This is a genomic window from Microbacterium sp. SORGH_AS_1204 (genome assembly GCF_030818935.1).
In the GTDB taxonomy this organism is placed as follows: Bacteria; Actinomycetota; Actinomycetes; order Actinomycetales; family Microbacteriaceae; genus Microbacterium.
Window position 1 is genome coordinate 2,488,058 of record NZ_JAUTBD010000001.1, and the last position, 24,169, is coordinate 2,512,226.

A 24,169-nucleotide genomic window follows, 5' to 3' on the forward strand; every position below is an offset into this window, starting at 1 on the left:
GTGGCGCCGAGGACGACTGACGAGCCTGGGGCGGCCCAGGTGCGCCCCAGCGTGAAGTTGGTTGTATATGTGCCGGTCCCGTCGGTGACACCGCTCGCGTTGGCGAATGAGGAGGGGGACGGGGCAGTCAGGGAGACGGGGGCGGCAGAGACACCAGCACCGGAGGCTTTGACAGAAACGCTGATGGGCACAGTGCTCGCGGCGGGGATGCCGCCGGCCGGTCCGCTGATCGTGACGACCCGAGCGACGGAATCCGCGAATGCCGGCGTTCCGGACACCATCGAGATCGCCGGCACGGCCCAGGCCGCACCGATCATGATCGTGCGCCGGCTGGGCCCTTCCGGTCCCCCGATGTCGCGGGTCGCATCGGTACGAACGGTTACTTCATCCATCAGTGGTCTCCCTCGGAAGTCGGCACCGCTGCACAGGTCGTGCGCATGCAGACATTACGAACCCACGACTCGAAGGGAACAGCGCCCCGCCCTGCAGCCGAGCGGGTGAAGTGCGAGCAGAGGCCTCGACGCGGTGCCGTCCTTCAGCTGGGTGGGCGGAACACTCGTCTCGTCGTTCGCTCGGCACCGGCTCGCGCGTCCCATTTCTGCGGTGTCCGACTCGCCGTGGAAGGCTCGACCCGCGAGCCCCGGTATGCCGGAGCAGTTCTCCATCGCTCGCCACTGTGCCTCGCCTCCATGCGCTGCGCACCGAGGAGAATTCACCTGTGGGGTGAACCTGCCCGCCATCGTGCCTGCCGGAGCCGGGGGGGGGATTTCGCCACGTCCCGCGCTGTCAGCGGACGGGGGGGTGGGCGCCGAGAGGACGCCCGTCGCAGCAGCCCCGGCGGGCGCGCTCTTCCAGGTCGGAGCCGCCTTAGGGTGAGGCGGTGCAGATCACGCCGATTCAGACCCCGCTCATCGTGGCCGCCGTTGGCGCGCGCGTCGGCATTGCAACCGACGGGCTGCCCGCCGCCGGTCGGCATGCAATCACCGCCGCGTGGGCCGACGCCCGCCTTCGGCGGCGGTCGGACGCTGACGTCACGGTCCGAACGCCGACAAGTGCAGACGAGCGTCAGAGTCTCTCCGACCTCTCGAGCCTCGTGACGCACGCGGCCATCTCGGCCCGACGCGGTGAGCTGTGGATGCTGCACGCGGCTGGGCTAGCCGCTCCTGATGGAGGCGTCGTCGTCCTGGTTGGACGTTCAGGTGCGGGGAAGACGACTGCCACGAAGGTCCTCGGCCGTTCTTTGGGGTACGTCTCCGACGAGACGATCGGCATCGAGGAGGACGGCACGGTCCATCCGTACCGCAAGCCGCTTTCGGTGATCACGCCCGGAGAACGATTCAAGCTGCAGCATCCTCCGCGCAGTCTCGGATTGCTCCCGCTTCCGAGCGCCAAGCTGCACGTTCGTCGGATCATTCTGCTCGATCGCGATCCGGACACCATCGGCGCCCGTCTGAGCAACGTCCCGCTGACGGAAGCCCTCGTCACCCTCAGCGAACAATCCAGCGCTCTGGCCGCGATGCCGACGCCATTACGCACCATGGCTTCGCTCATCCGTCGAACGGGAGGAGTTCTGCGCGCCTCCTACGCGGAAGCGCACTTTCTCACGAGCCTTCTCGACGACATCTTCACCGGTGAAACATGCCCCGCAGATGCCGCAGACGCACGAGAAGCCACCGTCACCGCTCCGCCGGTACATCCCGCCCCCCACGCCACGGACGTGCGCTACCGCCGCCGTTCGGACGTGGTCGACTGGTGCACCGTACCGGACGACCAGATCGCCGTTCTCACCTCGGAGGTAGACGGACGAGGCACTCTGCGTATTCTCGGTCCCCTGGCATCCGCCCTGTGGCGCGCGTCGGATGGGTCCACTCGGTACGAGCTCATGGCGGATTTGCCTCGCTGTTTCGCCGAACCGGACCACGCCGTTGACTTCACCCTGAGTCAGCTCGTCGAAGCCGGACTCCTCACCGTCGACATGTGACCGGCGCTCAGCCGCAGGTGCCGTCGCTCTGCAGCGCGGGGTCGCTGATGATCCCGCCGGCGATGTCGAAGGTCGCGACGAGGTCTAGCCCCTGCACCGTGGCACCGGTGAGGGTGAGGCCGGCGGGCAGGCGATCGGCGATGCACAGGTTCGACGTCTGCAGCACGGGATCGGCGATGCCACCGAACTGCCCTCGCAGCGTGTCGGCGTCGATCACGTTTCCCCCCACCGTGAACGAGGTGGGCGTCAGCGTCAGGTCACCCTCGGCCGCGCCCGGTGTGACGGCGACTCCGACGGGGATCGCGATCCCGAACAGCGACAGCGACGTCTCGAAGGTGACATCCGGTGCCGCAACGTCGACGGTGCCCGCGGGAACGTCGGGGAGCTGCGCGAGCAGGGCGCGAAGCTGCTCCCTGTCGAGTCGCACCGACGCCACACCGCCGTCGGCGGCGGAACCGCGAGACACCGGCACTCCCCGCAGATCCACCAGCACGTCGCCCTGCAGAGGCCCCAGAGCGACGTCGTTCGAAGAGACGGCGACCTCGTCGAGCCGCCCGCCGAGCACCTGCGGAAGCACCAGGCCGGCCACCTGCACGTCGACATCCTGGTCTTCGGGCAACCCGAGGTTCTGCACCACGAGAGAGCGCACGGTGCTGGTGACGACCGAGCGCGCGATGAATTCCGCCGCCACGACCGCGCCGACCAGCAGCACGACAGCGACCACGATGACGGCGATCCAGCGCCCGGTGTGTCGTCGGCGCGGGGCCGTGGCATCCGTCACGTCTACATCCGCTCCGGGGCGCCCACGCCCAGCAGGGTCAGACCGTTGCGCAGCACCTGACCGGTCGCGTCGTTGAGCCACAGGCGGGTGCGGTGCACCGGCTCGACGGGGGCGTCGCCCAGCGGGATGACACGGCAGTTGTCGTACCAGCGGTGGTACAGACCGGCGAGCTCCTCGAGGTAGCGCGCGACGCGGTGCGGCTCGCGCACCTCGGCGGCGTACGCGACGATGCGGGGGAACTCCTGGAGCACGCCCAGCAGCGCCGACTCGGTCTCGTGGTCGAGCAGTTCGGGCGCGAACTCCGACCGGTCGACCCCGGATGCGGCGGCGTTGCGCGCCACGTTGTGCGTACGCGCGTGGGCGTACTGCACGTAGAACACCGGGTTGTCGTTGGTGCGCTTCTGCAGCACGTCGAGGTCGATGTCGAGGTTCGAGTCGGCCGAGCTGCGCGTGAGGGCGTAGCGGGCGGCATCCACTCCGACGATCTCGACGAGGTCTTCGAGGGTGACCACGGTGCCGGCGCGCTTCGACATGCGCAGGGGCTGGCCGTCGCGAACGAGGTTGACCATCTGCCCGATCAAGACCTGCAGGTTGACGTGCGGTTCGTCGCCGAAGGCGGCGCACATCGCCATGAGGCGCTGGACGTAGCCGTGGTGGTTCGGCGCCGAGCATGATGATGCAGCGGTTGAATCCGCGCTCGCGCTTGTCGAGGTAGTACGCCAGGTCACCCGAGATGTAGGCGGGCTGCCCGTCGGACTTGATGATGACGCGGTCTTTGTCGTCGCCGAACTCCGTGGAGCGCAGCCACGTCGCGCCGTCGGCCTCGAAGATGTGGCCGAGCTCGCGCAGCCGCGCGACGGCGCGGTCGACGGCGCCGGAGTCGTGCAGATCGTTCTCGTGGAAGTACACGTCGAAGTCGACGCCGAACTCGTGCAGCGACTGCTTGATCTCGCCGAACATGAGGGTCACGCCGAGCTCGCGGAAGGCCTCCTGCTTGGCATCCGGCTCGAGGGCGTCGATGTCTCCGTCGTAGGCCTCGGCCACGCGCTTCGCGATGTCGTGGATATATGCACCGCCATAACCGTCTTCGGGCGTCGGGTCACCCTGGTGAGCGGCGACGAGGCTGCGGGCGAAGCGATCGATCTGGGCGCCGTGGTCGTTGAAGTAATACTCGCGGGTGACCTGGGCGCCCTGCGACGACAGGATGCGCGCGAGGGCATCGCCGAGGGCGGCCCAGCGGGTGCCGCCGAGGTGGATCGGACCGGTCGGGTTCGCGCTGACGAATTCGAGGTTGATAATCTCGTCGGCGCGGGAGTCGTTGGTGCCGAACGCGCTGCCCTGCTCGACGATCGTCTTGGCGAGAGCGCCTGCCGCCGCGGCATCCAGGCGGATGTTGATGAAGCCCGGGCCTGCGACCTCGACGCTCGCGATGCCGTCGACGGCTTCGAGGCCCGCGGCGATCTCGGCGGCGAACTCGCGCGGGTTGGCCCCGACGACCTTCGACAGCTTCAACGCGGCGTTGGACGCCCAGTCGCCGTGGTCGCGGTTCTTCGGCCGCTCGAGCGGCAGGTCGGCGGCCGAGAGCCCGGCCGAAGACCCCTCTCGTCGCGCCTCCGCGAGCGGGGCGATGACGGCGAGCAGGGCGGCGGAGAGGGCAGCGGGATCCATAGCCCTGCAAGTCTAGGCGGAGCGGGCTCGCTCCCCCGCCTGCGAACGCGACGCAGGAACACCCGTGGTTCGTGGCGGAACGACCTGTCCGTGGCGGGCCGAGGCCGCGATTCCTGCGTCGCGCACCAGGGGCGGGGCCGGGGCCTTCGCGGCACACGATGGCGGGCCGATCATGAAGCGCGGCGGATGCGTCAGCCGATCTGCACCAGAGACTCGTGGTCGTCGGGGGCAGCGGCATCCGGAACCTCGTCTTCGAGCACCGCGTCGACGTGCATGCGCTCGAGCCCGACGTACCCGCCGTGATAGCTGAGGAAGGCGCAGTCGGCGGCGTCGCGTCCGGTGGCGATGCGCACGAGGGAGCGACGGTCGGCGAGACGAGTCGCGTCGACGACGTACCAGACGCCGTCGATGTACGCCTCGGCGACGGCGTGGAAGTCCATCGGCTCGAGCCCGGGCGCATAGCAGGCGGCGTAGCGCGCGGGCATGTCCATGGCCCGCAGCAGCGCGATCACGACGTGCGCGTAGTCGCGGCAGACGCCTTGACCGGTCATCAGCGTCGTGACGGCGCTGTCGGTGCCGAGACTGAGCCCCGGCGTGTAGGTGACGGTGGATGCCACGAAGTTCGACACCGCCGCGAGCAGCTCGACGCCGGCGAGTCCGCGGAACTGGCGGCGCGCTTGAGCGAAGACCTCATCGGACTGGCAGTAGCGGCTCGGGCGGAGGTAGGTGATCGTCTCGAGATCGCTCGTGCGGGGGCTCTGGGCGGAACCCGTGACGACCGCTTCGTAGCGTACGGAGAGGGGTCCTTGCTCACCCGTCAGGCGGTGCAGACGGCTGCCGGACTGGTCGACGATCTCGGTCGGCGTGTAGACGCGCTCGCCCTGCGAGAAGGTGAGGCGCTCGTGCGCGAACGGCACCCCCTGCGCCGCGGTGATCTGGAAGATGAGATCGACGGACGCCCCCAGATCGAGGTCGAGTTCAGCGGTCACACGGCGCGGCACCGGGCAATCCTCGCACGCTGTCGGGCACCCCCGGACCACGCGGCGGCAATCCGGTCATCCGTCTTTCTTGCCCGGTTCCGACGGACCTTCGTCGCCGGGCTTCTTGTCGTCTTTCCCACCGGGTCCGCCGTTTCCCCGACCCTTGTTCCCGTTGCCGTTCGAGGGGGTGGCCTTGTCGTTCTCCGTCGGCTCGGAGGGGGTCTGCTCGGCCGTCTCGGAGGGTGTCGGTTCCGCGGTCTCCTCCGGCTCGACCGTCTCGTCCGGTTCGCTCGTCTGCTCTGGTTCGCTGGTCTGCTCCGGAGACGGCGTTGCCGACGACGTGGGCGCGGGGGCGGTCAGGTCGGCGCGGACGGTCGCGATGCGCGCCAGGATGGCGTCGGCCTCCGCCGTGGTGATCTCGCCCGCGTCGCGACGGGCGATGACGTCGGCCTCGAGCGCGTCGAGGCTCGCGAGCGCCGATGCGTAGTCGCCCGCCGACGCCTGCTCGGCGACGGTCCGGACGGACTGCTGCCACGCGGTGGGCGCGGCGGCCGGAGGCGTGCAGGCGGCGAGCGCGACGGTGGCGGCGAACACGAGGGTGGCGGCGGGGGCAGCGCGGCGTATCACGGCCCGACCTCCTTCCACAGGTCGTCCATGTGTTGATCCAGCGGCTGCGGGAGGGTCGGCAGGTTCGGGTCGGCGCTGCCGCCGGAGTTCGCCAGCGCGACGGCGCTGACCGCCACCCCCGCGGCGAGGAGAAGCGCGACCACGGATGCCACGATGACCCCCGTGCGCGGCCTGCGGCGCGGATCGCGATCCGGCGGGGACGAGGGCGGCCGGCCGGGCGTGGACGAGGCGGGAGCGGAGGAGAGTAGGCGCGTGCGATCGTCGGCCGCGGACGAACGGATGCCGTCGGGCTGCGCAACGGCGCGGGTGCGGTCGCCGTTGCCGAGGACGCGCGTCGGTGCGGTCGCCGATGGCAGGATCGCGGTGGCCGCGTCGACCGAGGAAGCACCCGCCGCGCCGCCCGCGAGCGTGCGCAGCGCCATGATGACGCCCGCGGCATCCGGTCTCTCGCCCGGTTCGAGGGCGGTCATCCGCTGCAGGACGTCTCGCCACGGTGGGGGGACGTTCGCGGGGATGTCGGGCGCCGAGACGATGCGAGCGGCGAGCGCTTCGTGCGGAGTCCGAGCGCCGAACGGACGGGTTGCGGTCAACGCCTCGAGTAGGACGAGCCCGAGCGCGTAGACGTCGCTCGCGGGGGCCGCCGGCATGCCCGTGGCCTGTTCGGGACTGAGGTACGCGGCGGTGCCGATCACGGTGTCGGCGCGCGTGACCCGCGTGACACCCACCAGGGCGGCGATGCCGAAGTCGGCGAGGGTCGCACGTGGCGATTCGCCGGTGTGCGCGGCGGGGCGGATCAGGATGTTCGACGGCTTCACGTCTCGGTGCACGATGCCACGGGCGTGGATGACGGCGAACGCCTCGGCGATCTCGCGACCGATGCGCGCCACCTCCGGTGCGGGCAGGCTGCCGCGCGCGATGCGGTCGGACAGGGTGGGCCCCGAGATGAGTTCCATCACGAGGTAGGCGGGGCTCCCCGCCAGCTTGGCGTCGTACAGCGTCACCAGAGAGGGATGCGAGAGCGAGGCGAGCAGCCGGATCTCGGAACGCACCCGCGCCACGTCGGCAGGGTCGGCCCCGTCGCCGTCGATGATCTTCAGCGCGACCGTCCGCTCGAGTGCGGTGTCCACGGCCTCGTGGACGCGCGCGTATCCGCCGCGGCCGAGGAGCCGACCGAGGCGGTACCGCCCGTCGAAGAGTTCGTCGTCGATGCGATAGGCGACGGTGGGCGTCTGATCGCTCACGACGGCGCCCCGGGGAAGAGCCCCGAGCGCATCAGACGAGGTCGTCGTTCGAACGCGTCGTCGACCGTGTGACCTGCGCGTCGCCCACGCCCTGGGTGCGGGTGACGGTGTCGGTCTGCCGGCGGCGCGCCAGCAGCACGATCCCGATGAGGAAGACGACGACACCGGCGCCCATCATGATGTAGCCGATCATGCTGAGACTGACGTAGTCGTTGGGAAGGTTCACCGCGAAGGCGAGGATGGCGCCGATGACGAACAGCGCGATGCCGGCTCCGATGCTCATGTCGAACCCCTTTCGAAGGTGGATCCAGCATCGCAAGAGCAGGCTGCACCGGCTCATACTCTTGACAACGACTGTCAAGTCGGGTGCCGTTCGCCCCCGCCGGGTGTGACATGGATGCCATGAGCGCTCACGATGTCACCACCCGATCCAACCGCGGCCAGTGGGAGAACGCGGTCGAGGGCCGCCCCGAGCTGTCCGCCAGCTTCTCGAGCAAGGAGGAAGCGGTCGATCAGGGCCGCGCCATCGCCGACGAACTCGGTTCGCAGCACATCGTCGAGGATGCCGAGCCGACCGGCGCAGTCACCGACGAGGAGTGAAGGCGGCGGAGACGACGAAGGCCGCGATCGCTGATCGCGGCCCTCTCTTCGTGGTGCCCCCGACAGGAATCGAACCTGCGACCTTTGGTACCGGAAACCAACGCTCTATCCCCTGAGCTACGGAGGCGGACAGCTTCAGGCTATCACCGCGAGGCGGGTCGCCCCGACGGTACGGGGCGGTGCGGCAGACGCCGGGCGCCGCCCCGCGGCATCCGGATCATTCGTCGCCGATGACGCCGATACCCGTGGCCTGGTGGTCGGCGTTCGGGTCGTCTTTCGTGGGTGCCTTCGATCCCTCGTCGGGGTCGTTCTCCTGGCTCGGCTTGACCGTGGGGTCGTCGCCGAGGTCGGCGGCGTCGTCGGTCGGCTGCTCTGCGGGGGCGGAGTTCTGGGGGTCGCTCATGGGGTGTCCCTTCGTCGCGTGAACTCCCAGCCTGGCAATGTCGGCCGTCGGGACGCAGCGGCTTGACCGCGGACGCCCGCGGGCTTAGCGACCGAGCAGAGCGCGCAACCGCCGTGCGAGAGGCTGGGTCAGGATGACCTGGCGCCCGTCCACGTCGACCGTGATGGTGGATCCGCCGAGACCCCGCCCCGGCGCGGGACGCGCGTCGCCGCGGACGTACGCCTCGGCGACATCGACGTACGCGGCGAGGAGTTGGGCGCTCTGATCCTTCGACGAATTCGCGTCCACGAGCTGCAGTCGATGTCCGGTGTCGGTCTCGACCGAGAACCAGCGCGAGCCCGGCGTCGACACGAGCGCCCACCGCCGCCCGCGCGTGAACCGCGCCCACGCCGCACCGTCGCGCACCGCCGTCGTGACCGACAGGTCGGCCTGGGCCACGCACAGCACCTCGAGCATGGCGAGGGCCTCCGCCGCGGTGACGTAGTCGCCGCGGTCCGCACCGAGTCCTCCCCACTCGAATCTGCGCTCGCTCATCCCCTCACCGTCCCTGGACTCATCCTCCCCAGAGGGTAAACCCCGGGGCAGCGGTCGGCGCCGTGCGAAGCGGCCGGGGGCCCACGAAAACCGCGTGGTCACCTCGTCACCGGTTTCAGCGGCGACCGACACCGCCCCGCGGGCCTGTTCTGACCGGACGGAACGGATGCCATGGACGCGGTGCAGCGTCCTTGGCATCCGAGTCAGTCGCCCTTCACGTCGACGATCTGACGCAGCGTGTGCCACACGGTCACCAGGTCGGCGGCATCCGCCATGACCCGGTCGATCGGCGTGCGATCCGCGGTCATCGTCTCGTCTTTCGTCGGCTGTCGCACCGAACGGCGCGGACGTGCGAACACAGCAGATGCCGTGGACCCCTCGCGAGTGCCATCCCTGTTGCCGAGGCGGGCCCTCGTTACGCCTGAGTCGGCTGATCGAAGTCCCAGTCGATCGGCTCGTCATCCTCGTCGAGCGTCGACGGAACGGCCCGCAGGTGCGGTCGCGGGAACAAGCGGTGCTTGCGCAGTTCTTCTGCGGCGGCGGTGAAGTCGGGTTCTTCGTCGTCCCACTCGACCGGGGACGACAGCACGTCGTTGCCGACGCCGATGACCAGTTCGGCCTGGGCGACCTTCTTGGCGTCCGTGACGATGGGGATGCTCACGGCTTCGGCATGACCTTCCTGCGCCACGGCCGCCGTCAGCTCGACGAGCGACGCGGCGACGTCATCGGTGGTGGTCACGGTCTCGCCGGCATAGGTCACGCATCGCATGCCCCCACCCTGCGGCCCCCCTCCGCGGGCCGGGGGTGGGTTGCCCGGACGACGCGAGTGGGATACGCCTCAGTCTCGCCGCTGAGCGGAGCGGAACATCGCCTCGTCGAGCTCGAACCACACGGCGCGCACCGTGTCGAACTCGGCGAACGGTTCGGGCTGCGGGTCGCTCAGCGGCAGACGATAGCCGCGAGGCAGGTCGTCGACGTGCTGTCCGTCGCGCGGGCCGCCGACGAGCACGTAGATCACGGGGAGTCGACCGCCGGCGTTTCGACCGCGACACCGTCGACGGCGTCGCTCATGCGCTGGAGGAACGCGACCACGGCCGCGGACTCCTCGGGCGTCATGTCGATGACGGCCGCGAGCATGCGATCGTGCATGTTGCCGAGCGTGCGGCGCACCTCGGCATCAGCCCTCGGTGTGACCTGGATGAAGATGCTGCGTCGGTCGTCGGGATTGGCGGCCCGGGTGATGTGTCCGGAGCGTTCGAGGCGATCGAGGATGGCAGTCGTCGACGCCGTCGAGAGACCCAGGTACTTCGTGAGCTCGCCCGGACGAACCTGCCGCGACGAATCGCGCAGCAGATACCGCAGCACGAGGAGTTCGTTCTCGCCCATCGACATGGAGTCGCGTGTGCGGCGACGCATGGCCACCTCGGCCGCTCGGTAGATGCGCAGGGCCTCGAGAACCGCTTTGCTGCGGTGGCGCCGATCTTGGGGTTCGTCGCCGTACCAATAGGTGACGTCGGCACCCGGCTGGCTCGTCGGGGGTACGCGGGGCGTGGTCTCGACGTCTGTCATGGCACACTCCTCCCGCTCGTACCGTGACTATACATCGGAAATAATAGTTAGACAAACTAGTTACTAAGCGAGTATGTTCTCAGTGCAGCTAATCGCTTTGAAGGGAGCACCCCATGGGCCACCTGTTCTACGGGACGTCGACCGAGTCGATCCAGATCCCCGACCGCCTTCTCGCGCACATCAAGGTCGTCGTCACGACCAAGCTCCGCCGCAGCGAGAGCTTCACCCTCAGCTGGGCACACGTCGACGGCGCCCCCGGGCGTTCCACCCTGTGGCTGCAGCCCGCGATACCCCTCCGCTTCGTCTTCGACTCGACCGAGCCCGAAGCCCTCAGCTCCTCGACCCTGAAGAGCATGGCCGACATGGCGAACTCCTCTGCGGGCCTCACGGTCGACCTGAAGGCGGAGATCCCCACGACCGAGCCGGCTCCGCGCCCGGCATCCGTTCGCTCTGCGGCGCCCGCCGCTCGCCGTCGCACTCTTCCCGTGGCGGCGTGACCATGTCCGATGTCTCCCTGACACCCCCTACGCCGCTCGTCTCCGCCCGCACCCTGTGGGCGAAGGTCGACACGGGATTCTGGGTGGCACACCGCGGCGGCGAGTACTTCGGATGCGTCGATGCCGTGGCGGGCGGATTCGTCGCCCGCGACGCACACGGTGTGCCCATCGGCCGGTACGACTCGCTCGAGACCGCGAAATCATCGCTGCGCTCGACCACCCACCCGGCCAACGCGTCGCGTCGGCGTCTCATCGACCGTACGGCACTGGTCGCAGCCACCGCGCTCGGCGGGACCGCGCTGGCGCTCGGCCTGACGGCGGGAGCACTCGCCCCCTACCTGTGAGCCGTCACGACGGTTCGCGGTCGACCCCCTGGACACCGCCCCGGCGGCGTGCAACCGTGTCATTTCTGCGTGCACGGGATGGAGAAATCATGACGCACCACGACGGCCACTCGAACGACGACCACTCCGCAGCGCCCGACGACGCATCGAACGGCGCCGGCAGCGAATCCCCGGAAGAGGGTGCCGCGGCCCAGAAGGACGCGGACGACGCCGCCACCACCGACGCCTCGCCCACCGGCGACATCGGCTGACCGCTCAGAACGCGTAGCGCACTCGGCAGTAGGGAAGTAGTCGCGCGATGAGGTCGGTGAGCGCGGCGACGGCCTGGGCCTTGAGCGGATGCCGATAGCGCACGTTGACGGTGCCGTTCTGCGAGCGCTTCTGTTCTTGCACCGACGGCGTCCACAACAGTTCTTCGCCCTTCGGATGCCACCCGAGGTTGACGTCGTGCAACCCCTCGTTGTGCGTGAGGAAGATCACCTCGCACGCGAGTTGTGCCTTGGCGCGAGCGTGGAGCGCCGCGTCGAGCTGGTCGAAGAGCTCAGCCCAGTCGGCGAGCCATGTCGGCGTGATGATGACGGGCGAGAAGTTCACGTGGACCTCGTAGCCGGCGTCGACGAAGTCGTTGATGGCGGCGATCCGCTCCGCCATGGGCGACGTGCGCAGGTCGGTGACACGGGCCGTTGCGGCGGGCATGAGCGAGAAACGGATGCGGGTGCGCCCGGCGGGGTCCCACTCGAGCAGGTCTCGATTGACGAACTTCGTCGCAAAGGAGGCCTTGGCGGTCGGCGACATGCGGAAGAGATCGCACACGTCGCGTACGTTCTCGCTGATCATCGCGTCGACCGAGCAATCGCCGTTCTCACCGATGTCGTACACCCACGCCTCGGGATCGCACTGGTTCGGCTCGCTCTTCGGCCCCCTCGCCGCGACATGCCGCGCGATGTGACGAGTGATCTGGTCGATGTTGGCGAAGACCGTGATCGGATTGCTGTAGCCCTTGCGCCGCGGCACGTAACAGTAGCTGCAGGCCATGGCGCAGCCGTTGGACAGCGACGGAGCGATGAAATCGGCGGAGCGGCCATTCACGCGCGTGGCGACGCTCTTCTTGGCGCCCAACACGAGCGCCTCGGTCTTGATGCGCACCCAGCGGGCCACGTTCGTCTCGTCACCGTGCACCTCGGGGATCTGCCAGTGCGACGCGATCGGCACGATCTCGGCCTCGGGCCACCGTGCCACGATCTCGCGGCCTCGCTCGAGCTCGAGTGCGGCGTCTTCGGCGTAGATGCGGGTGACGCGCAGCAGGTTCTCTCGTTCGACGGCCATGGTCTCGTTCTACTCCGGGGTTCCGACATCGGCCTCGCCGGGCAGGGGCTGACACCGTGGGCACCACCAGGTGCGTCGCTGCTCGGGATCGTTCGCCACCTCGTCCCTCACGCGCACCCGCGTGCCGCACCGCAGGCACGGACGGCCCGCCCGACCCGCCACCCAGTGCGACGCGCCCCTGCGGCGATCCCCGGTCGTGACCTGATACATGCCCGGCACCGTCGCCGAGATCCGCAGGCACCGCGCCGCCAGCGCGACGAGGGCGTCGAGATCCGTCGCCCCGATCGGGGCGAAGGGATGGATGCCGCGCAGGAAGGCCAGCTCGTTCACCCAGAGGTTGCCGAGCCCCGCGATACGCGTCTGATCGAGGAGGGCGGCCACGAAGGGCCGGTCGCCCCGTGCCGACAGGCGGCGCACCGCCTCCGCGGCATCCCAGTCCTCCCGTAGCGGGTCCGGGCCGAGGTGGCCGACGACGTCGCGCTCCCGAGAGGTCGCCACCATCTCGACCACGGGAAGATCGAGGCCCCACACCTCGCGTCCGTCGCCGAGGCGGAGGCGAACACGGGCCTTCTCTCGCGCAACGGACGGCAACGACCGGCCCGCGCGGGTGATCGTCCAGCTCCCCTGCATCCGCAGATGCGTGTGGAGCGTCGAGCGGTCGTCGAAGCGCGTCAAGAGGTGTTTGCCGTGCGTGGCGTACGACGCGATGGTCCGCCCCGCCAGCGACAGTCCGGCTGCGTTGCCCGAGCGCACCTCGCCGTCGATCACGCGACTGCCGCGGGTCGCGGCATCCAGCCGCTCCCGCAGACGGTAGACACTGTCCCCCTCGGGCACGATCAGGATGCCGCGGCGATGAGCTGATCCTCACGCGGGGCCAGGTCGGGGCGCAGGCGCGTGCCGAACTCGTGACGCAGCGCGCTGAGGGCCGCCTGCCAACCCGCGAGGCCGTGCACCCCCGGTCCGGGGCTCGTCGACGACGAACACAGATAGACGCCCTTCATGGGTGTGCGCCAGGGGTCGGGGGAGAAGACCGGCCGGCCGAGCAGCTGCAGGAGGGTCGGCGCGCCCGCGGAGATGTCTCCGCCGGGGAAGTTGGGGTTCCACGACTCGACATCGACGGCGGTGCGCGACGACGAAGCCAGGATCGTGTCGCGGAACCCCGGGGCGAACCGCTCGATCTGGGCAACGATGGCGACTTCGCGGTCGGCGGGGCTTCCCGCGGGGACGTGCGTGTAGGCCCACAGGGTGTGCGCCCCCTCCGGGGCGCGGGTGCGGTCGAACAGCGACGGCTGCGCCGCCAACACGTAGGGCGCGTCGGGCAGGTCTCCCCGGGCGACGGCGTTCTCGGCCGCGGCGATCTCGGCTCGCGTCCCGCCGACGTGCACCGTCCCCGCCCGCGCGACGTCGGCATTGGTCCACGGCACCGGCTCCGACAGGGCGAAGTCGACCTTCGCCACACCGCCGCCGTATCGGAACCGCTCCAGCGCGCGACGGTAGCCCGCCGGCATCCGTTCTCCCGCCAGCCGGATCAGTGCGCGAGGAGTGGTGTCGAGCAGCAGCGCGCGGGTCGGCGGCAGCTCATCGAGCGATGTCACCTCGACGCCGGCGTGCAGCACTCCCCCGTGCGCACGGATGTCGGCGATCATGGCATCGGCGATCGCCTGGCTGCCCCCGACGGGAACGGGCCAGCCACGGCCGTGCCCGTATGTCGCCAGGACGAGGCCCGCTCCCCCGGCCGCGAGGCTCGGCTGGTGCAGGATCGTGTGGGCCGACACACCCGTGATCAGGCTGGGCGCGACGTCCTCGCGGAAGCGCGCGTTCCACCACGGCCCGCCCTGCTCGAGCGCACGGATGCCGAACAGGACGGCCGCGAGGGGATCGCCGGGGACGCGCAGCAGCGCGTTGCCGGTGAAGTCGGCGACGCCGCGCAGGTGGTCCACCAGCGGGCGCATGAGCCGCGCGTAGGCGGGCCCGTCGACGCCCAGACTCTCGGCGGCGCGCGCGAGATCGCGGTAGGCCAATCCCGCTCGTCCGCCGTCGAGGGGATGCGCATACGACAGCTCGGGAACGACGAGGGGGATGCGACGGTCCAGGCCGAACTCCCGGAAGAACCATGATTCGAGCGCCAGGGGATGGATGGCCGATCCGACGTCGTGGCGGAAGCCGGGGAGAGTGAGTTCCGCCGTGGACGACGCGCCCCCGAACGACGCCGATCTCTCGTACACGGCGACCGACAGCCCCGCCCGGGCGAGCGTGACCGCCGCGGCCAGGCCGTTCGGCCCGGAACCGACGATGATCGCGTCGTAGCTCTCGTTCATCGGTCGATCGGCTCCCTCTCGGCCGTGGATTCGTGGCCGATGGCGTCGGCACCTCCCGTGGTGCCCGGCGCCCCGCCCTCGGCGAGGTATGCCAGACGGTGCAGCGTCTCGGCGTTACGCCACCGTGTGATCGCGTCGAACACCGTGTCGGGGAGGATCTTGGTGGGGCCGGTGACCGGCTCCTCCTGGATGCGCACGACGCACGCGTCGCCGCGGGGCTTGACGTCGAGGGCGACGCGGGCGATCCCGATCGGACCGCCGTGCGGTTCGAGAACCGCGCGATACGGCGGATCCCACACCCGCATGACGGTGGTGTCGTTCACCAGTAGGGGCCACGAGCCGAACGAATGGTGCAGCGTGGCCCCTTCCGCCGGCCACCTCTCGTCGACGTCGCGCATGCGGGAGGTCCCCACCACCCAGAGCGGGTACAGCCATCCGTTCGCGAGCACGCGGAACACATCGTCGGGAGTGCAGTGCATCAGTCTGACGTTGCGGGCCATGGATCGCTCCTCCTTCGCGACACGGGCGGATGCCACGGCTCTCACGCCGCGACAATGCCCACGCTACGGCGCGCCGGCGACGGTGGTCGCGGAGGTTGCGTCCGGGCGCGCCGCCGGGTAGCGCCGGGGCGGCCGTGCCGCCGCGGGCGCGACGAAACGGGCACGCCTGCCGCCGGGCGACCACGAGCGGCCTCGCCGCCGCGGGCGCGACGAAACGGGCACGCCCGCCGCCGGGCCCCGGACGGCTATGCCACCGCGGGCAGGACGAACCAGGCGCGCGTGCCGCCGGCGGGCGACTCGTCGAGGCCGATCGACCCGCCGTGCGCCTCGACGATGCGTCGACACGTCGCCAGACCGATGCCGATGCCCTGCACCTCGGGACCGTGCCCGCGCTCCATCGGCTCGAATACGCGATCGCGCAGCTCCGGCTCGACGGCGTCACCGTTGTCGTCGACATTGATGCGCCACCCGTCGGGCAGCGTCTCGACGAGCACGCCGATCCGCGGGACGCGCCCCGCGGCGACCGTGAACTTTACCGCGTTGGCGATCAGATTCTGCAGCAGGACGCGGAAGAGCGTGTCATCGGCACGCACGAAGACGGACGCGTCGACCGTCACCTCGGCGCCCGCGCGCAGGATCGCGCCGTCGAGGTCTGCGAGCACGGCATCCACCGCGTCGGCGACATCGATGTCGGTGACGTGCGGTCGCGTGCCGCCGATGCGCGCGAAGTCGAGCAGGTCGGTCACCATCGTCGACATGCGCGTCGCCGCCGCCTCCGCACGGGCGAGCGCCTGAGCGGCCCGCGGCGCTCCCCCCATCTCGGGGCTGTCCGCGGCGAGCTCGAGAAAACCGGAGAGCGCGGTAAGGGGGTTGCGCAGATCGTGGCTCACCTGCACCGCGAAGTTCTCCAGCATCTCGTTGGACTGCAGCAGATGCCGCTGCACACGGCGGAGCTCGAGCACGTCGATCACCTGCCGGGCGAGCAGATCGAGGCCGTGAGCCGCGTCGGGCGAGAGCTCACCCACCTCCGAGTCGAAGACGCAGAGGGTGCCGATGGCAACGCCCGCGGGTGTCACCAGGGGGCTCGACGCATAGAAGCGGGTGTGAGCGATCTCGCCCGTGACGAAGGGGTTCTGCGCGAACCGGGTGTCCAGCCGCGCATCGGGAACGACGACACGCCGCGGGTCGGAGATCACCGCGGCGCACATCGAGTCATCGCGCGCGCACGACGCCGCCTGCACACCGATGGCGGCGACCTGGTGCTGCATCCGGTCGTCGATGATGTTGATCACCGCGGTCGGCACCCGACACACCGTGGCCGCCAGCTCGACGAGTCCCTGCAGGTCGGGCTCGGGTGGTTCCCCGATCAAGCGGTATTGCGCGATGGCTTCCCGCCGCGTCACATCGTGTGCCGTCGACACGTCATCCCCCCGTGATTCGTTCCCGCGAGCCTATACGCCCGCGGTTACACCGTCGGGGACGCGACCGGAAGGGGCTCGCGGGCCCCTGGCCGCATCGAGCAGAGTCGACATATGAGCACCCCGGCCCCCTTCCCCCAGACACCGTCCGATCCCGGCATGCCCGCCCCCGCGGAACCCACCGCCCCGCACCCCTCGGAGCCCACGGCGCCCACGCCGGCCGAACCCACGATCCCGCTCTCCCCCGAGACGCAGCCGGCGCCCGCGTCGAGCGCCGACACGTTAGACGAGGTCAGTGCGTCGGGCGATGCGGCGGGCGCCTTCGCGCAGGACGACGACGACGCCGTCGGATCGGCGGAGATGGATGCCGACAACCCGGTCGAGCAGGACACCATCGACGCCATCGATCCCGGCGGTCGTCCCGACTGACCGACCCGGAGACGACGAGAGGGCGGAGCCGTTCGGCTCCGCCCTCTCGTTCATGGATGGGCGATCACGGGTTGCCGCGAGTCCACAGCAGCAGGATGGCGACGGCCTGGAGCACGAGGCATCCGACGAGGATCGCCGTCCGGCGTCGGGGCGTCGACGACCAGCGCTCGTCGCCGAGCAGGGGCGCCATCGGCATGAGCAGGCGGAACGTGCTCTGCTGCGGCAGGAAGACGGCGAGGATGTAGACGCCGTAGCTGAAGACGTAGGCGACGACCATGAGGCCGAGCTTGCGCACCGGGCGCGACCACATCAACGCGAGGAACCCCACGATCAGCGCGACCACGAGGATGACGCCCACGACGCCGAGGTGCGTCGAGGCCTGGCGGAACCAGGGCGTGAACGGCGTGAACTCGTCATTGCCGACGTAGTCGAGCCACCAGCCCAGCTCTGTGCGGATGTAGGCGTTGTGCGTGCCCGTGGCGTACTGAGCGATATGGTTCCACGACAGTCCGGTCACGGCGATGGCGAGACCGGATGCCATGAGCGGCGCCCATTCCTTCATCGGGAACGGATCCACCTTGCGACGGAAGAACCGCACGAGGAAGACGATGCCGAGGGCGAGTCCCAGCGCGAGGACACCCGGGCGCGTGTACGCCGTGATCACGCCGATCGGCAGGATCCACATGTATCGGCGTTTGATCGCCAACAGCATGCCCGCGAACATCAGCAGCATGAACAGGCCTTCGCTGTAGCCGATCACGAAGAGGAACGACATCGGCGCGAAGGAGAAGAACACGACCGCCCACCACGAGGCCTGGGGCTTGGTCACCGTGCGCATCAGCACGAACAGCAGCCACGTGGCTCCGAGGCTCGCACCCAGACTCAGCAGCACGGCGACCGGCTGCCACCCGAGGCCCGTGACATCGGAGATGCCGCGGACCAGCGCGGGGAACACCGGCAGGAACGCCCAGTTGTTGGGCAGGATGTCGCCGGAGACGTTCATCGGCAGCGACATGGGGTAGCCGTCGGCCGCGATCTGGCCGTAGCGGTCGGCATCCCATCCGGTGAGGTAGTCGAAGAAGGTGCCGAGGCGCTCGCTGTCGGGTCCGAAGCCCCAGCGCGCCGCCTTCGCGATGGAGTAGTACCCCCACAGCATGCCGAAGTTGACGACACGGGCGATCGCCCACAGCAGCAGCACGCGCGCGAACGCGCCGCGCTCGATCGGGACGATGCCCTCGGGCTTGCGGAGGACGTCGTGACCGTACTGGCTGAGGGCACGACCGACGCGCGAACCGCGCAGTCGATCGAGGCGACGCGGTCGCGCGATGACGCGCGACGGACGGGTCGGGGAGACAAGCTCGCTCGGCGGTGCGCTCACTCGGAACCTTTCACAAGGGAAGATGTGGGCGAGTGACGACGGTGTCGGGCCCGGACAAGTGCAAGAAGCCAGATGCTACCGGATGAAAATGAGCGTCCGATACCGTTGACTTTCAGGAAAACGCCCAGGTCAGTGGGCGTCTCCGACGAGTTTCAGCCCGATGACGCAACCGACGAGGCCGAGCACCAGCAGGACCTTCACCAGGGAGATCGCCTCCGTGCCGGTGATCATCGCCACCACCACCGTGAGCGCCGCCCCGATTCCTACCCAGACGGCGTAGGCGGTACCGGTCGGGATCTCGCGCATCGCGAAGGCGAGCCCGCCCATGGATGCCACCAGGGCCACCCCGAAGATCACACTGGGCCAGAGCTTGGAGAAGCCCTCCGACCGCCCGAGGGCCGTGGCCCACACGGCCTCGAGGACGCCGGAGAGGATGAGGACGATCCACGACATGACGATGCTCCTTGGCCAGTCTTGTCGCAGTCCGGGTACTGATCCCTCGTCCGGGGACGCGGCGGGCGTCCGGTGTCCACGATAGCGACCCCGCCTGGGCGCCGCCCGTGCAGTCCGCTCCGGCTCCCACCGCCCGGACGCCGTCGCGCGCACGCCCTGGCTACCCTCGCCCGGCCGCCGTCGCCCGCACGCCCCGGCTCCCCCGCCCGGCTGCCGTTCGCGTGTGCCCCGGTTCCAGCGCCGAGAAACGCTCTCTCGTGCAGGAAACGCCGCGGCGCACCATTTCTCACTCAGCGGAGCGTTTGTCGGTGCCCCGACCGGAGCCCGGGGCACGCGTCAGATGAGGAAGATGGATGCCGCACCGGGGTTGTGCGCGTGCACGAGCACGCCGAACACCACGGCGTCGAACAGCAGGTGCACCGTGACGACGTACCAGAGCGAGCGCGTCTTCAAGAAGAGGAAGCCCTGCACGATCGCGAACGGGATGGTGAGCAACGGGCCCCACGACTGGTAGCCGAGCTCCCACAGGAACGACACGAACACGACAGCCTGCAGCAGGTTCGCCGTGAGGTCGGGGAAGTGTCGGCGCAGCAGCACGAACACGGTGCAGATGAAGAAGAGTTCGTCCCAGATGCCGACCGCGCCGACGCCGACGAACAGGCGGGCGATCAGCTCGGGGGTGGTCACTTCGGGCCAGTTCCGGTAAACGCCGGAGGTGATGAAGTAGAACGGCAGGATGAGATAGCCGAGCACGATGACCCCGCCGAGCCACGCCCACTGCCACCAGGTCCAGCGGCCCCCGCCGCGCCACGGGAAGCGGATCGCATAGTCGCGGTAGACGAAGCGCGAGATGACGTAGGGCACGACGACCGCGCCGCCGAGAGCGAGGGTGAAGCGCACGAAGGCCGCATTGTCGAGCTCGGCGTGCAGCGGGATGAGGCTGACGATGAACTGGCCGATCGCGACCAGCGACACGTCGCGGGCGATGCTCGGCTCCTCGCCGCGGGCGAGGGCGACGCCCGCGCGGCGATCGACGAGAATCCCGGATGCCACGGCGAGCGCGAGCAGGATCCAGCCCAGCCACACGATCTGCACGACGAACAGCGCCGGGGCGGCGAGGCACACCAGCAGCGCCGGGACGAGTTTGGGCGTCCACGTGGAACGTTCGCGGACCGGCACCGCGGTGTGCGCGGTCACGGCGAGACCCGGGTGTAGGTCAGGTCGCGGATGTCGCGTCCGACCCGCAGGCCCTTGCGCTCGAAGGCCGTGAGCACACGGCCGTCGAAACGCTCGGCCCACTCCCCCTCGAACGCCCGCTCGAAGCCCGGGGCCTCGTCGAGCACGTCGCGCATCTGGTCGGCGTAGTCCTGCCAGTCGGTCGCCAGACGCAGTGTGCCGCCGGGGCGCAGCGCCTGTGCGGTGATGCGGGCGAAGTCGGGGGCCACCAGCCGGCGCTTGGTGTGCTTGTTCTTGTGCCAGGGGTCGGGGAAGAACACCCAGAGCTCGTCGATGGATGCCGCCGGCAGCAGGTGCTCGAGCGCCTCCGGCGCGTTGGCCTCCACCAGGCGCAGGTTCTTCACGCCCTCGCGATCGGCGTCGAGCATCGTGCGCGCGAGGCCCGCCGTGAACACCTCGACGGCGAGGAAGTCTTTCTCGGGGTGAGCTGCGGCCGCCGAGACGATCTGATGGCCCTGCCCCGAGCCGATCTCGACGACCAGCGGGGCGTTGCGTCCGTACACAGCGGCGGGATCGATCGCCGTCCCGGGCTTCACGCTCGTGGCGGCCGCGGCGCGCTCGACGGGCAGCAGATAAAACGGCGAGAGCTCGGCCCACGCACGATCCTGCGCCTCCGACATGCGGCCGCTGCGGCGCACGAACGACACCGGCTTGTCGCGGTAAACGGGCGCGGCATCCATGGCATCCAGGCTATCCGCCGCGTGAGGGGTCAACTTTTGTCGCCCAGACGACGCCGAAGCGACAGAATCTGACCCCTCACGCGAGAGGGCTCGCTTGCGGCCGCTCACGGGACGGTCACGAAGTCGATGAGTTCCTCGACGCGGCCGAGCAGGGCCGGCTCGAGGTCGCGGAACGTGGTGACCTTCGACAGGATGTGCTGCCACGCGCGGGCGGTGTCGGCCTGCTCCTCAGCGGGCCAGCCGAGGGCACGGCAGACGCCGACCTTCCACTCGATACCGCGGGGGACCTCGGGCCATGCGGCGATGCCGAGGGCGCGCGGGGTGACGCACTGCCACACGTCGACGAAGGGATGCCCCACGATCCGCACGTGGGCGCCGTGGCGGCCGCGGGCGATTTTTTCCGCGATGCGCGACTCCTTCGAGTTCGGCACGAGGTGGTCCACGAGCACGCCGTAGCGTCGCTCGGCGGTGGGGGGCTCGGCATCCAGGGTCTGTTCGAGCAGGTCGACGCCCTCGAGGAACTCGACGACCACGCCCTCGGCCCGGAGGTCTGCGCCCCACACCTTCTCGACGAGCTCGGCGTCGTGCTTGCCCTCGACGAAGATGCGGCTGGCGCGGGCCGTGCGCGCGCGCTGGTCGGCGACGGCGAACGACCCGGATGCCGTGCGCGTGCGCCCCTTCGGAGCCGCTGCCGGGGCGGTCAGCACCACCGGCTTGCCGTCGACGAGGAACCCGCCGCCGAGGGGGAACAGCCGGCGTTTGCCGAAACGGTCCTCGAGCTCGACGTTCATGCCGTCGACGCGGGTCACCGCGCCGACGTAGCCGTCGCCGGCGACTTCGACGACCAGATCGGCGGATGCCGCGACCTGGGCGGGCTTCACACGTCCGGCGTCGCGCCAGCCTCGGGCGAGCACATCGGTGCCGTAGCGGTCGTCCATCTGTACCTCCGAACGCCCGAGCCTAGGCCGCCGAGCCGTGCGCTGACAGCGGACGCGCCGGACCTACCCGGGTGTCGGAGGTCGTTTATAGGGTGGGAAGTCCAGCGACCGAAGGGGAACGCATGCGAAAGCCCAGGGCGGCACGAGTGATCGCCGCGCTGCTGCTCGGGGCCGTCGGGGTGCTGGCGGCACCGTTGACCGCCGTCGCCGTTCCGCCTCCCAGCCTGGGTTCGAGCTATGTGCTCGACAGCGTGGACGCCCTCACCGACGCCGAGGAAGCCGCCGTACAGAGTCGACTCGTCGCGCTCCGCGAGCAGACCGGGCTCGACATGTGGGCCGTGTACGTCCCGGAGTTCACCGATCCCCCCGCCGCCGCGGACTGGGCCAACGAGACCGCGAACAAGAACGAGCTCGGGCCCGACCAGTACGTCCTGGCGGTGGCGATCAGCGGCGACACGTTCGCCTACTACCTGTCCGGAGACGTCGACGACGGCGTGCTCTCCGCCGCGCAACTCGGCGACATCGAGCAGACGCGGATCGAGCCCGCCCTCGAGGCCGGCGACGACGCCGGAGCCGCGATCGCGGCCGCCGACGGCATCCGAGCCGCCTACGGCCAGGCCGGCGGCGGCGAGCCCGCTCCTCCTCCCACCCCCGCCACCCCGAGCGGGCCGGCCGTCGGTCCTGCCCTCATCGTCGGCATGCTGCTCCTCGGCATCGCCGTTGCGCTCGTCTGGTTCTGGCTGCGGCGGCGACGGCAGGCGACCGGGGATGCGCCGGGTGCGCCGGCCGAGGCCATTGAGAATCTCGCACGGCGCGCGGGATCGGCGCTGGTGTCGACCGATGACGCCATCAAGACCAGCGAGCAAGAACTGGGCTTCGCCCGAGCCCAATTCGGCGACGATGCCGCCGCGCCCTTCACCGACGTGCTCGCGCAGGCGAAAGCCGACCTCGACCGGGCATTCACGATCCAGCAGCAGCTCGACGACGACGTGCCCGAGACGCCGGAACAGCAGCGAGCGGGCTACGCCGAGATCCTCCGCTTGTGCACGAGTGCCGACGAGGCGCTCGATGCCAAAGCCGCCGCCTTCGACGAACTCCGCGCCCTCGAAGCCGACGCCCCGCGGGTCCTCGTCGCGGCTCGAGAGCAGCATGCCGCCGCCGAGGCGGCGCTCCCGGCAGCCGAGAACGATTTGACCCGGTTGCGCGAACGCTTCACCGACGATGCCCTCGCGCCCGTGGCGGACAACACGTCGCAGGCACGCGCCCGTCTCGAGGTCTCGACCGCTCAAGCGGCCGCGGCCGATGCCGCTCTCGCGTCAGGCCGCGCCGGCGAGGCCGCCGTCGCGATCCGTGCAGCTCAGGCCGCCGTCGCCCAGGCCGAGACGCTCGAGCGTGCCATCGCGACTCTGGGCGACGACCTCGCCGACGCCGAGAAGCGCGCCGCCGCGCTGGTCGCCGAGATCGAGGGCGACCTGGTCGCCGCGTCGCGGCTCGCCGACCCCGACGGGCGCGTCGCGGCAGCGGCGGCGTCGGCGCGCACCCAGCTCGACGCTGCGCGGGGAGCGCTCGGCCCGGGTCGCACCAGCCCGCTCCGCGCGGTCGAGACGCTGCAACAGGCCAACGCGACGATCGACGCGGTGCTCGGCGAAGCGCGTGACGCCGCCGAACGGCGGCAGCGGGCCGAGAGTCGACTCGACGCCGTTCTCGCGCAGGCACGCGCACAGGTCTCGGCGACAGAAGACTTCATCTCGGCGCGACGCGGAGCGGTCGGGCCGACCGCGCGCACGCGTCTCGCCGAGGCGGGCGCGGCGCTCGTGCAAGCCCAGCAGCTGCGCGCAACCGACCCGGTCACCGCTCTCGCCACGGCGCAGCGCGCCGCGCAGCTGGCGAGCGACGCCGCCTCCCTGGCGCAGAGCGACGTCGGCGCGTTCGGCGGCATGGGCGGACTCGGTGGCCTGACCGGCGGCGGCGGAAGCGGCGGCGGCATGATGGGCGCCATCCTCGGGGGCATCGCGGTCGACGCTCTGCTCGGCGGCGGGGGGCGACGACGGGGCGGTTTCGGCGGCGGCGGACTCGGGAGCCTCGGAGGGCTCGGCGGTCTCGGCGGCGGACTCGGCGGCGGCCGTTCTCGCAGCGGCGGCGGACTCGGCGGAGGCTTCAGCGGCGGCGGGCGCAGCCGCTCGGGTGGCGGCGGGGGCTTCTCCGGGGGCGGCCGCAGCCGTGCCGGGGGCGGCGGAGGCAGACGCCGCTAGTCCACCCCTCGCGGGT

Annotated in this window: 28 protein-coding genes, 1 tRNA gene, 1 pseudogene and 1 riboswitch; of the genes and pseudogenes, 7 read left to right on the forward strand and 23 right to left on the reverse strand. The window is 70.3% G+C overall.

All coding sequences use genetic code 11. The annotated features are described in order from the left end of the window. Positions 1-880 precede the first annotated feature (880 nt). A complete protein-coding gene (locus tag QE410_RS11440) occupies positions 881-1,981 on the forward strand; it encodes a hypothetical protein (protein ID WP_307331936.1) in 1,101 nt (366 codons plus the stop codon). 7 nt (positions 1,982-1,988) lie between these two features. Here QE410_RS11440 and QE410_RS11445 read toward each other — a convergent pair whose 3' ends face one another. The 7 genes and pseudogenes from QE410_RS11445 to QE410_RS11475 all read right to left on the reverse strand — a co-directional run bounded on the left by QE410_RS11445 (position 1,989) and on the right by QE410_RS11475 (position 7,561). After that, positions 1,989-2,762, reverse strand: coding sequence for a DUF2993 domain-containing protein (locus QE410_RS11445; protein WP_307334503.1), 774 nt, complete (start codon positions 2,760-2,762; stop codon positions 1,989-1,991). Between the two features lie 2 nt (positions 2,763-2,764). Then, the gene (locus QE410_RS11450; protein WP_307334506.1) at positions 2,765-3,490 is read right to left on the reverse strand and encodes a DALR anticodon-binding domain-containing protein; all 726 of its coding nucleotides are present in this window, start codon (positions 3,488-3,490) and stop codon (positions 2,765-2,767) included. A gap of 13 nt (positions 3,491-3,503) precedes the next feature. Then, positions 3,504-4,430: pseudogene (gene argS / locus QE410_RS11455) on the reverse strand (arginine--tRNA ligase); the annotation flags it as partial. A 191-nt stretch (positions 4,431-4,621) separates the two neighbouring features. Beyond that, positions 4,622-5,431 carry a transglutaminase family protein gene (locus QE410_RS11460; RefSeq protein WP_307331939.1) on the reverse strand — a complete coding sequence of 270 codons (810 nt, stop codon included), beginning with the start codon at positions 5,429-5,431 and terminating at the stop codon, positions 4,622-4,624. 54 nt (positions 5,432-5,485) lie between these two features. Continuing rightward, positions 5,486-6,037, reverse strand: a complete 552-nt coding sequence (locus tag QE410_RS11465; RefSeq protein WP_307331944.1) for a hypothetical protein — start codon at positions 6,035-6,037, stop codon at positions 5,486-5,488. Further along, a complete protein-coding gene (locus tag QE410_RS11470) occupies positions 6,034-7,278 on the reverse strand; it encodes a serine/threonine-protein kinase (protein ID WP_307331946.1) in 1,245 nt (414 codons plus the stop codon). The genes QE410_RS11465 and QE410_RS11470 overlap by 4 nt, the downstream gene beginning before the upstream one ends. A 31-nt stretch (positions 7,279-7,309) precedes the next feature. Then, positions 7,310-7,561 (reverse strand): DUF6458 family protein, encoded by a 252-nt coding sequence (locus tag QE410_RS11475; protein ID WP_307331949.1) that lies wholly within the window; start codon positions 7,559-7,561, stop codon positions 7,310-7,312. 119 nt (positions 7,562-7,680) lie between these two features. Here QE410_RS11475 and QE410_RS11480 point away from each other — a divergent pair, with 119 nt between their 5' ends. Further along, the gene (locus QE410_RS11480) at positions 7,681-7,878 is read left to right on the forward strand and encodes a DUF2188 domain-containing protein (protein WP_307331951.1); all 198 of its coding nucleotides are present in this window, start codon (positions 7,681-7,683) and stop codon (positions 7,876-7,878) included. A gap of 51 nt (positions 7,879-7,929) precedes the next feature. Here QE410_RS11480 and QE410_RS11485 read toward each other — a convergent pair. From QE410_RS11485 to QE410_RS11510, 6 genes are all read right to left on the reverse strand, one after another. Continuing rightward, positions 7,930-8,005 (reverse strand) — tRNA-Arg (locus tag QE410_RS11485). A gap of 90 nt (positions 8,006-8,095) precedes the next feature. Further along, positions 8,096-8,281, reverse strand: a complete 186-nt coding sequence (locus tag QE410_RS11490; protein ID WP_307331954.1) for a hypothetical protein — start codon at positions 8,279-8,281, stop codon at positions 8,096-8,098. A gap of 84 nt (positions 8,282-8,365) precedes the next feature. Continuing rightward, complete coding sequence (locus QE410_RS11495; protein WP_307331956.1) at positions 8,366-8,815, reverse strand: hypothetical protein; 450 nt, start codon at positions 8,813-8,815, stop codon at positions 8,366-8,368. A gap of 415 nt (positions 8,816-9,230) precedes the next feature. Beyond that, positions 9,231-9,554: a hypothetical protein gene (locus QE410_RS11500; protein WP_307331959.1), complete on the reverse strand. Its 324-nt coding sequence runs from the start codon at positions 9,552-9,554 to the stop codon at positions 9,231-9,233. 99 nt (positions 9,555-9,653) lie between these two features. After that, positions 9,654-9,833 carry a hypothetical protein gene (locus tag QE410_RS11505; protein WP_307331961.1) on the reverse strand — a complete coding sequence of 60 codons (180 nt, stop codon included), beginning with the start codon at positions 9,831-9,833 and terminating at the stop codon, positions 9,654-9,656. Continuing rightward, positions 9,830-10,384: a MarR family winged helix-turn-helix transcriptional regulator gene (locus tag QE410_RS11510; RefSeq protein WP_307331963.1), complete on the reverse strand. Its 555-nt coding sequence runs from the start codon at positions 10,382-10,384 to the stop codon at positions 9,830-9,832. Before QE410_RS11510 ends, QE410_RS11505 begins: the two co-directional genes overlap by 4 nt. A 113-nt stretch (positions 10,385-10,497) precedes the next feature. Between QE410_RS11510 and QE410_RS11515 the strand changes: the two genes are divergently transcribed. The 3 genes from QE410_RS11515 to QE410_RS11525 all read left to right on the forward strand — a co-directional run bounded on the left by QE410_RS11515 (position 10,498) and on the right by QE410_RS11525 (position 11,476). Then, positions 10,498-10,881, forward strand: a complete 384-nt coding sequence (locus QE410_RS11515; RefSeq protein ID WP_307331964.1) for a hypothetical protein — start codon at positions 10,498-10,500, stop codon at positions 10,879-10,881. Further along, positions 10,878-11,225 carry a hypothetical protein gene (locus QE410_RS11520; protein ID WP_307331966.1) on the forward strand — a complete coding sequence of 116 codons (348 nt, stop codon included), beginning with the start codon at positions 10,878-10,880 and terminating at the stop codon, positions 11,223-11,225. Before QE410_RS11515 ends, QE410_RS11520 begins: the two co-directional genes overlap by 4 nt. A gap of 89 nt (positions 11,226-11,314) precedes the next feature. Continuing rightward, positions 11,315-11,476: a hypothetical protein gene (locus QE410_RS11525; RefSeq protein ID WP_307331970.1), complete on the forward strand. Its 162-nt coding sequence runs from the start codon at positions 11,315-11,317 to the stop codon at positions 11,474-11,476. Positions 11,477-11,480: 4 nt separating this feature from the next. Here the strand turns inward: QE410_RS11525 and QE410_RS11530 are convergent, their stop codons facing one another. The 5 genes from QE410_RS11530 to QE410_RS11550 form a co-directional block, all read right to left on the reverse strand. Beyond that, on the reverse strand, positions 11,481-12,551 hold the full coding sequence (locus tag QE410_RS11530; RefSeq protein ID WP_307331973.1) for a spore photoproduct lyase family protein: 1,071 nt from the start codon (positions 12,549-12,551) through the stop codon (positions 11,481-11,483). A gap of 9 nt (positions 12,552-12,560) precedes the next feature. Continuing rightward, entirely contained in the window at positions 12,561-13,385 is an 825-nt protein-coding gene (locus QE410_RS11535) for a DNA-formamidopyrimidine glycosylase family protein (RefSeq protein WP_307331974.1), read from the reverse strand. A 2-nt stretch (positions 13,386-13,387) separates the two neighbouring features. Beyond that, on the reverse strand, positions 13,388-14,869 hold the full coding sequence (locus QE410_RS11540) for an NAD(P)/FAD-dependent oxidoreductase (RefSeq protein ID WP_307331977.1): 1,482 nt from the start codon (positions 14,867-14,869) through the stop codon (positions 13,388-13,390). Further along, positions 14,866-15,369, reverse strand: coding sequence for an SRPBCC family protein (locus tag QE410_RS11545; protein ID WP_307331980.1), 504 nt, complete (start codon positions 15,367-15,369; stop codon positions 14,866-14,868). The genes QE410_RS11540 and QE410_RS11545 overlap by 4 nt, the downstream gene beginning before the upstream one ends. Positions 15,370-15,614: 245 nt before the next feature. Then, a complete protein-coding gene (locus QE410_RS11550; RefSeq protein ID WP_307331983.1) occupies positions 15,615-16,790 on the reverse strand; it encodes an ATP-binding protein in 1,176 nt (391 codons plus the stop codon). A 111-nt stretch (positions 16,791-16,901) separates the two neighbouring features. Here QE410_RS11550 and QE410_RS11555 point away from each other — a divergent pair, with 111 nt between their 5' ends. Then, positions 16,902-17,216, forward strand: a complete 315-nt coding sequence (locus QE410_RS11555) for a hypothetical protein (protein ID WP_307331986.1) — start codon at positions 16,902-16,904, stop codon at positions 17,214-17,216. A gap of 64 nt (positions 17,217-17,280) precedes the next feature. Here the strand turns inward: QE410_RS11555 and QE410_RS11560 are convergent, their stop codons facing one another. From QE410_RS11560 to QE410_RS11580, 5 genes are all read right to left on the reverse strand, one after another. Continuing rightward, a complete protein-coding gene (locus QE410_RS11560; protein WP_307331988.1) occupies positions 17,281-18,594 on the reverse strand; it encodes a hypothetical protein in 1,314 nt (437 codons plus the stop codon). Between the two features lie 129 nt (positions 18,595-18,723). After that, positions 18,724-19,047 carry a multidrug efflux SMR transporter gene (locus QE410_RS11565; RefSeq protein ID WP_307331992.1) on the reverse strand — a complete coding sequence of 108 codons (324 nt, stop codon included), beginning with the start codon at positions 19,045-19,047 and terminating at the stop codon, positions 18,724-18,726. Positions 19,048-19,057: 10 nt separating this feature from the next. Continuing rightward, positions 19,058-19,121, reverse strand: a riboswitch (guanidine-III (ykkC-III) riboswitch). Positions 19,122-19,383: 262 nt separating this feature from the next. Continuing rightward, positions 19,384-20,244 (reverse strand): CPBP family intramembrane glutamic endopeptidase, encoded by an 861-nt coding sequence (locus QE410_RS11570; protein ID WP_307331995.1) that lies wholly within the window; start codon positions 20,242-20,244, stop codon positions 19,384-19,386. After that, complete coding sequence (trmB, locus tag QE410_RS11575; RefSeq protein WP_307331997.1) at positions 20,241-20,963, reverse strand: tRNA (guanosine(46)-N7)-methyltransferase TrmB; 723 nt, start codon at positions 20,961-20,963, stop codon at positions 20,241-20,243. Before trmB ends, QE410_RS11570 begins: the two co-directional genes overlap by 4 nt. A gap of 104 nt (positions 20,964-21,067) precedes the next feature. Next, positions 21,068-21,901 carry a DUF3097 domain-containing protein gene (locus QE410_RS11580; protein ID WP_307332000.1) on the reverse strand — a complete coding sequence of 278 codons (834 nt, stop codon included), beginning with the start codon at positions 21,899-21,901 and terminating at the stop codon, positions 21,068-21,070. A gap of 122 nt (positions 21,902-22,023) precedes the next feature. On the opposite strand from QE410_RS11580, the gene QE410_RS11585 reads away from it, so the two are divergent. Further along, on the forward strand, positions 22,024-24,153 hold the full coding sequence (locus QE410_RS11585) for a TPM domain-containing protein (RefSeq protein ID WP_307332003.1): 2,130 nt from the start codon (positions 22,024-22,026) through the stop codon (positions 24,151-24,153). The last annotated feature ends 16 nt before the right edge of the window (positions 24,154-24,169 follow it).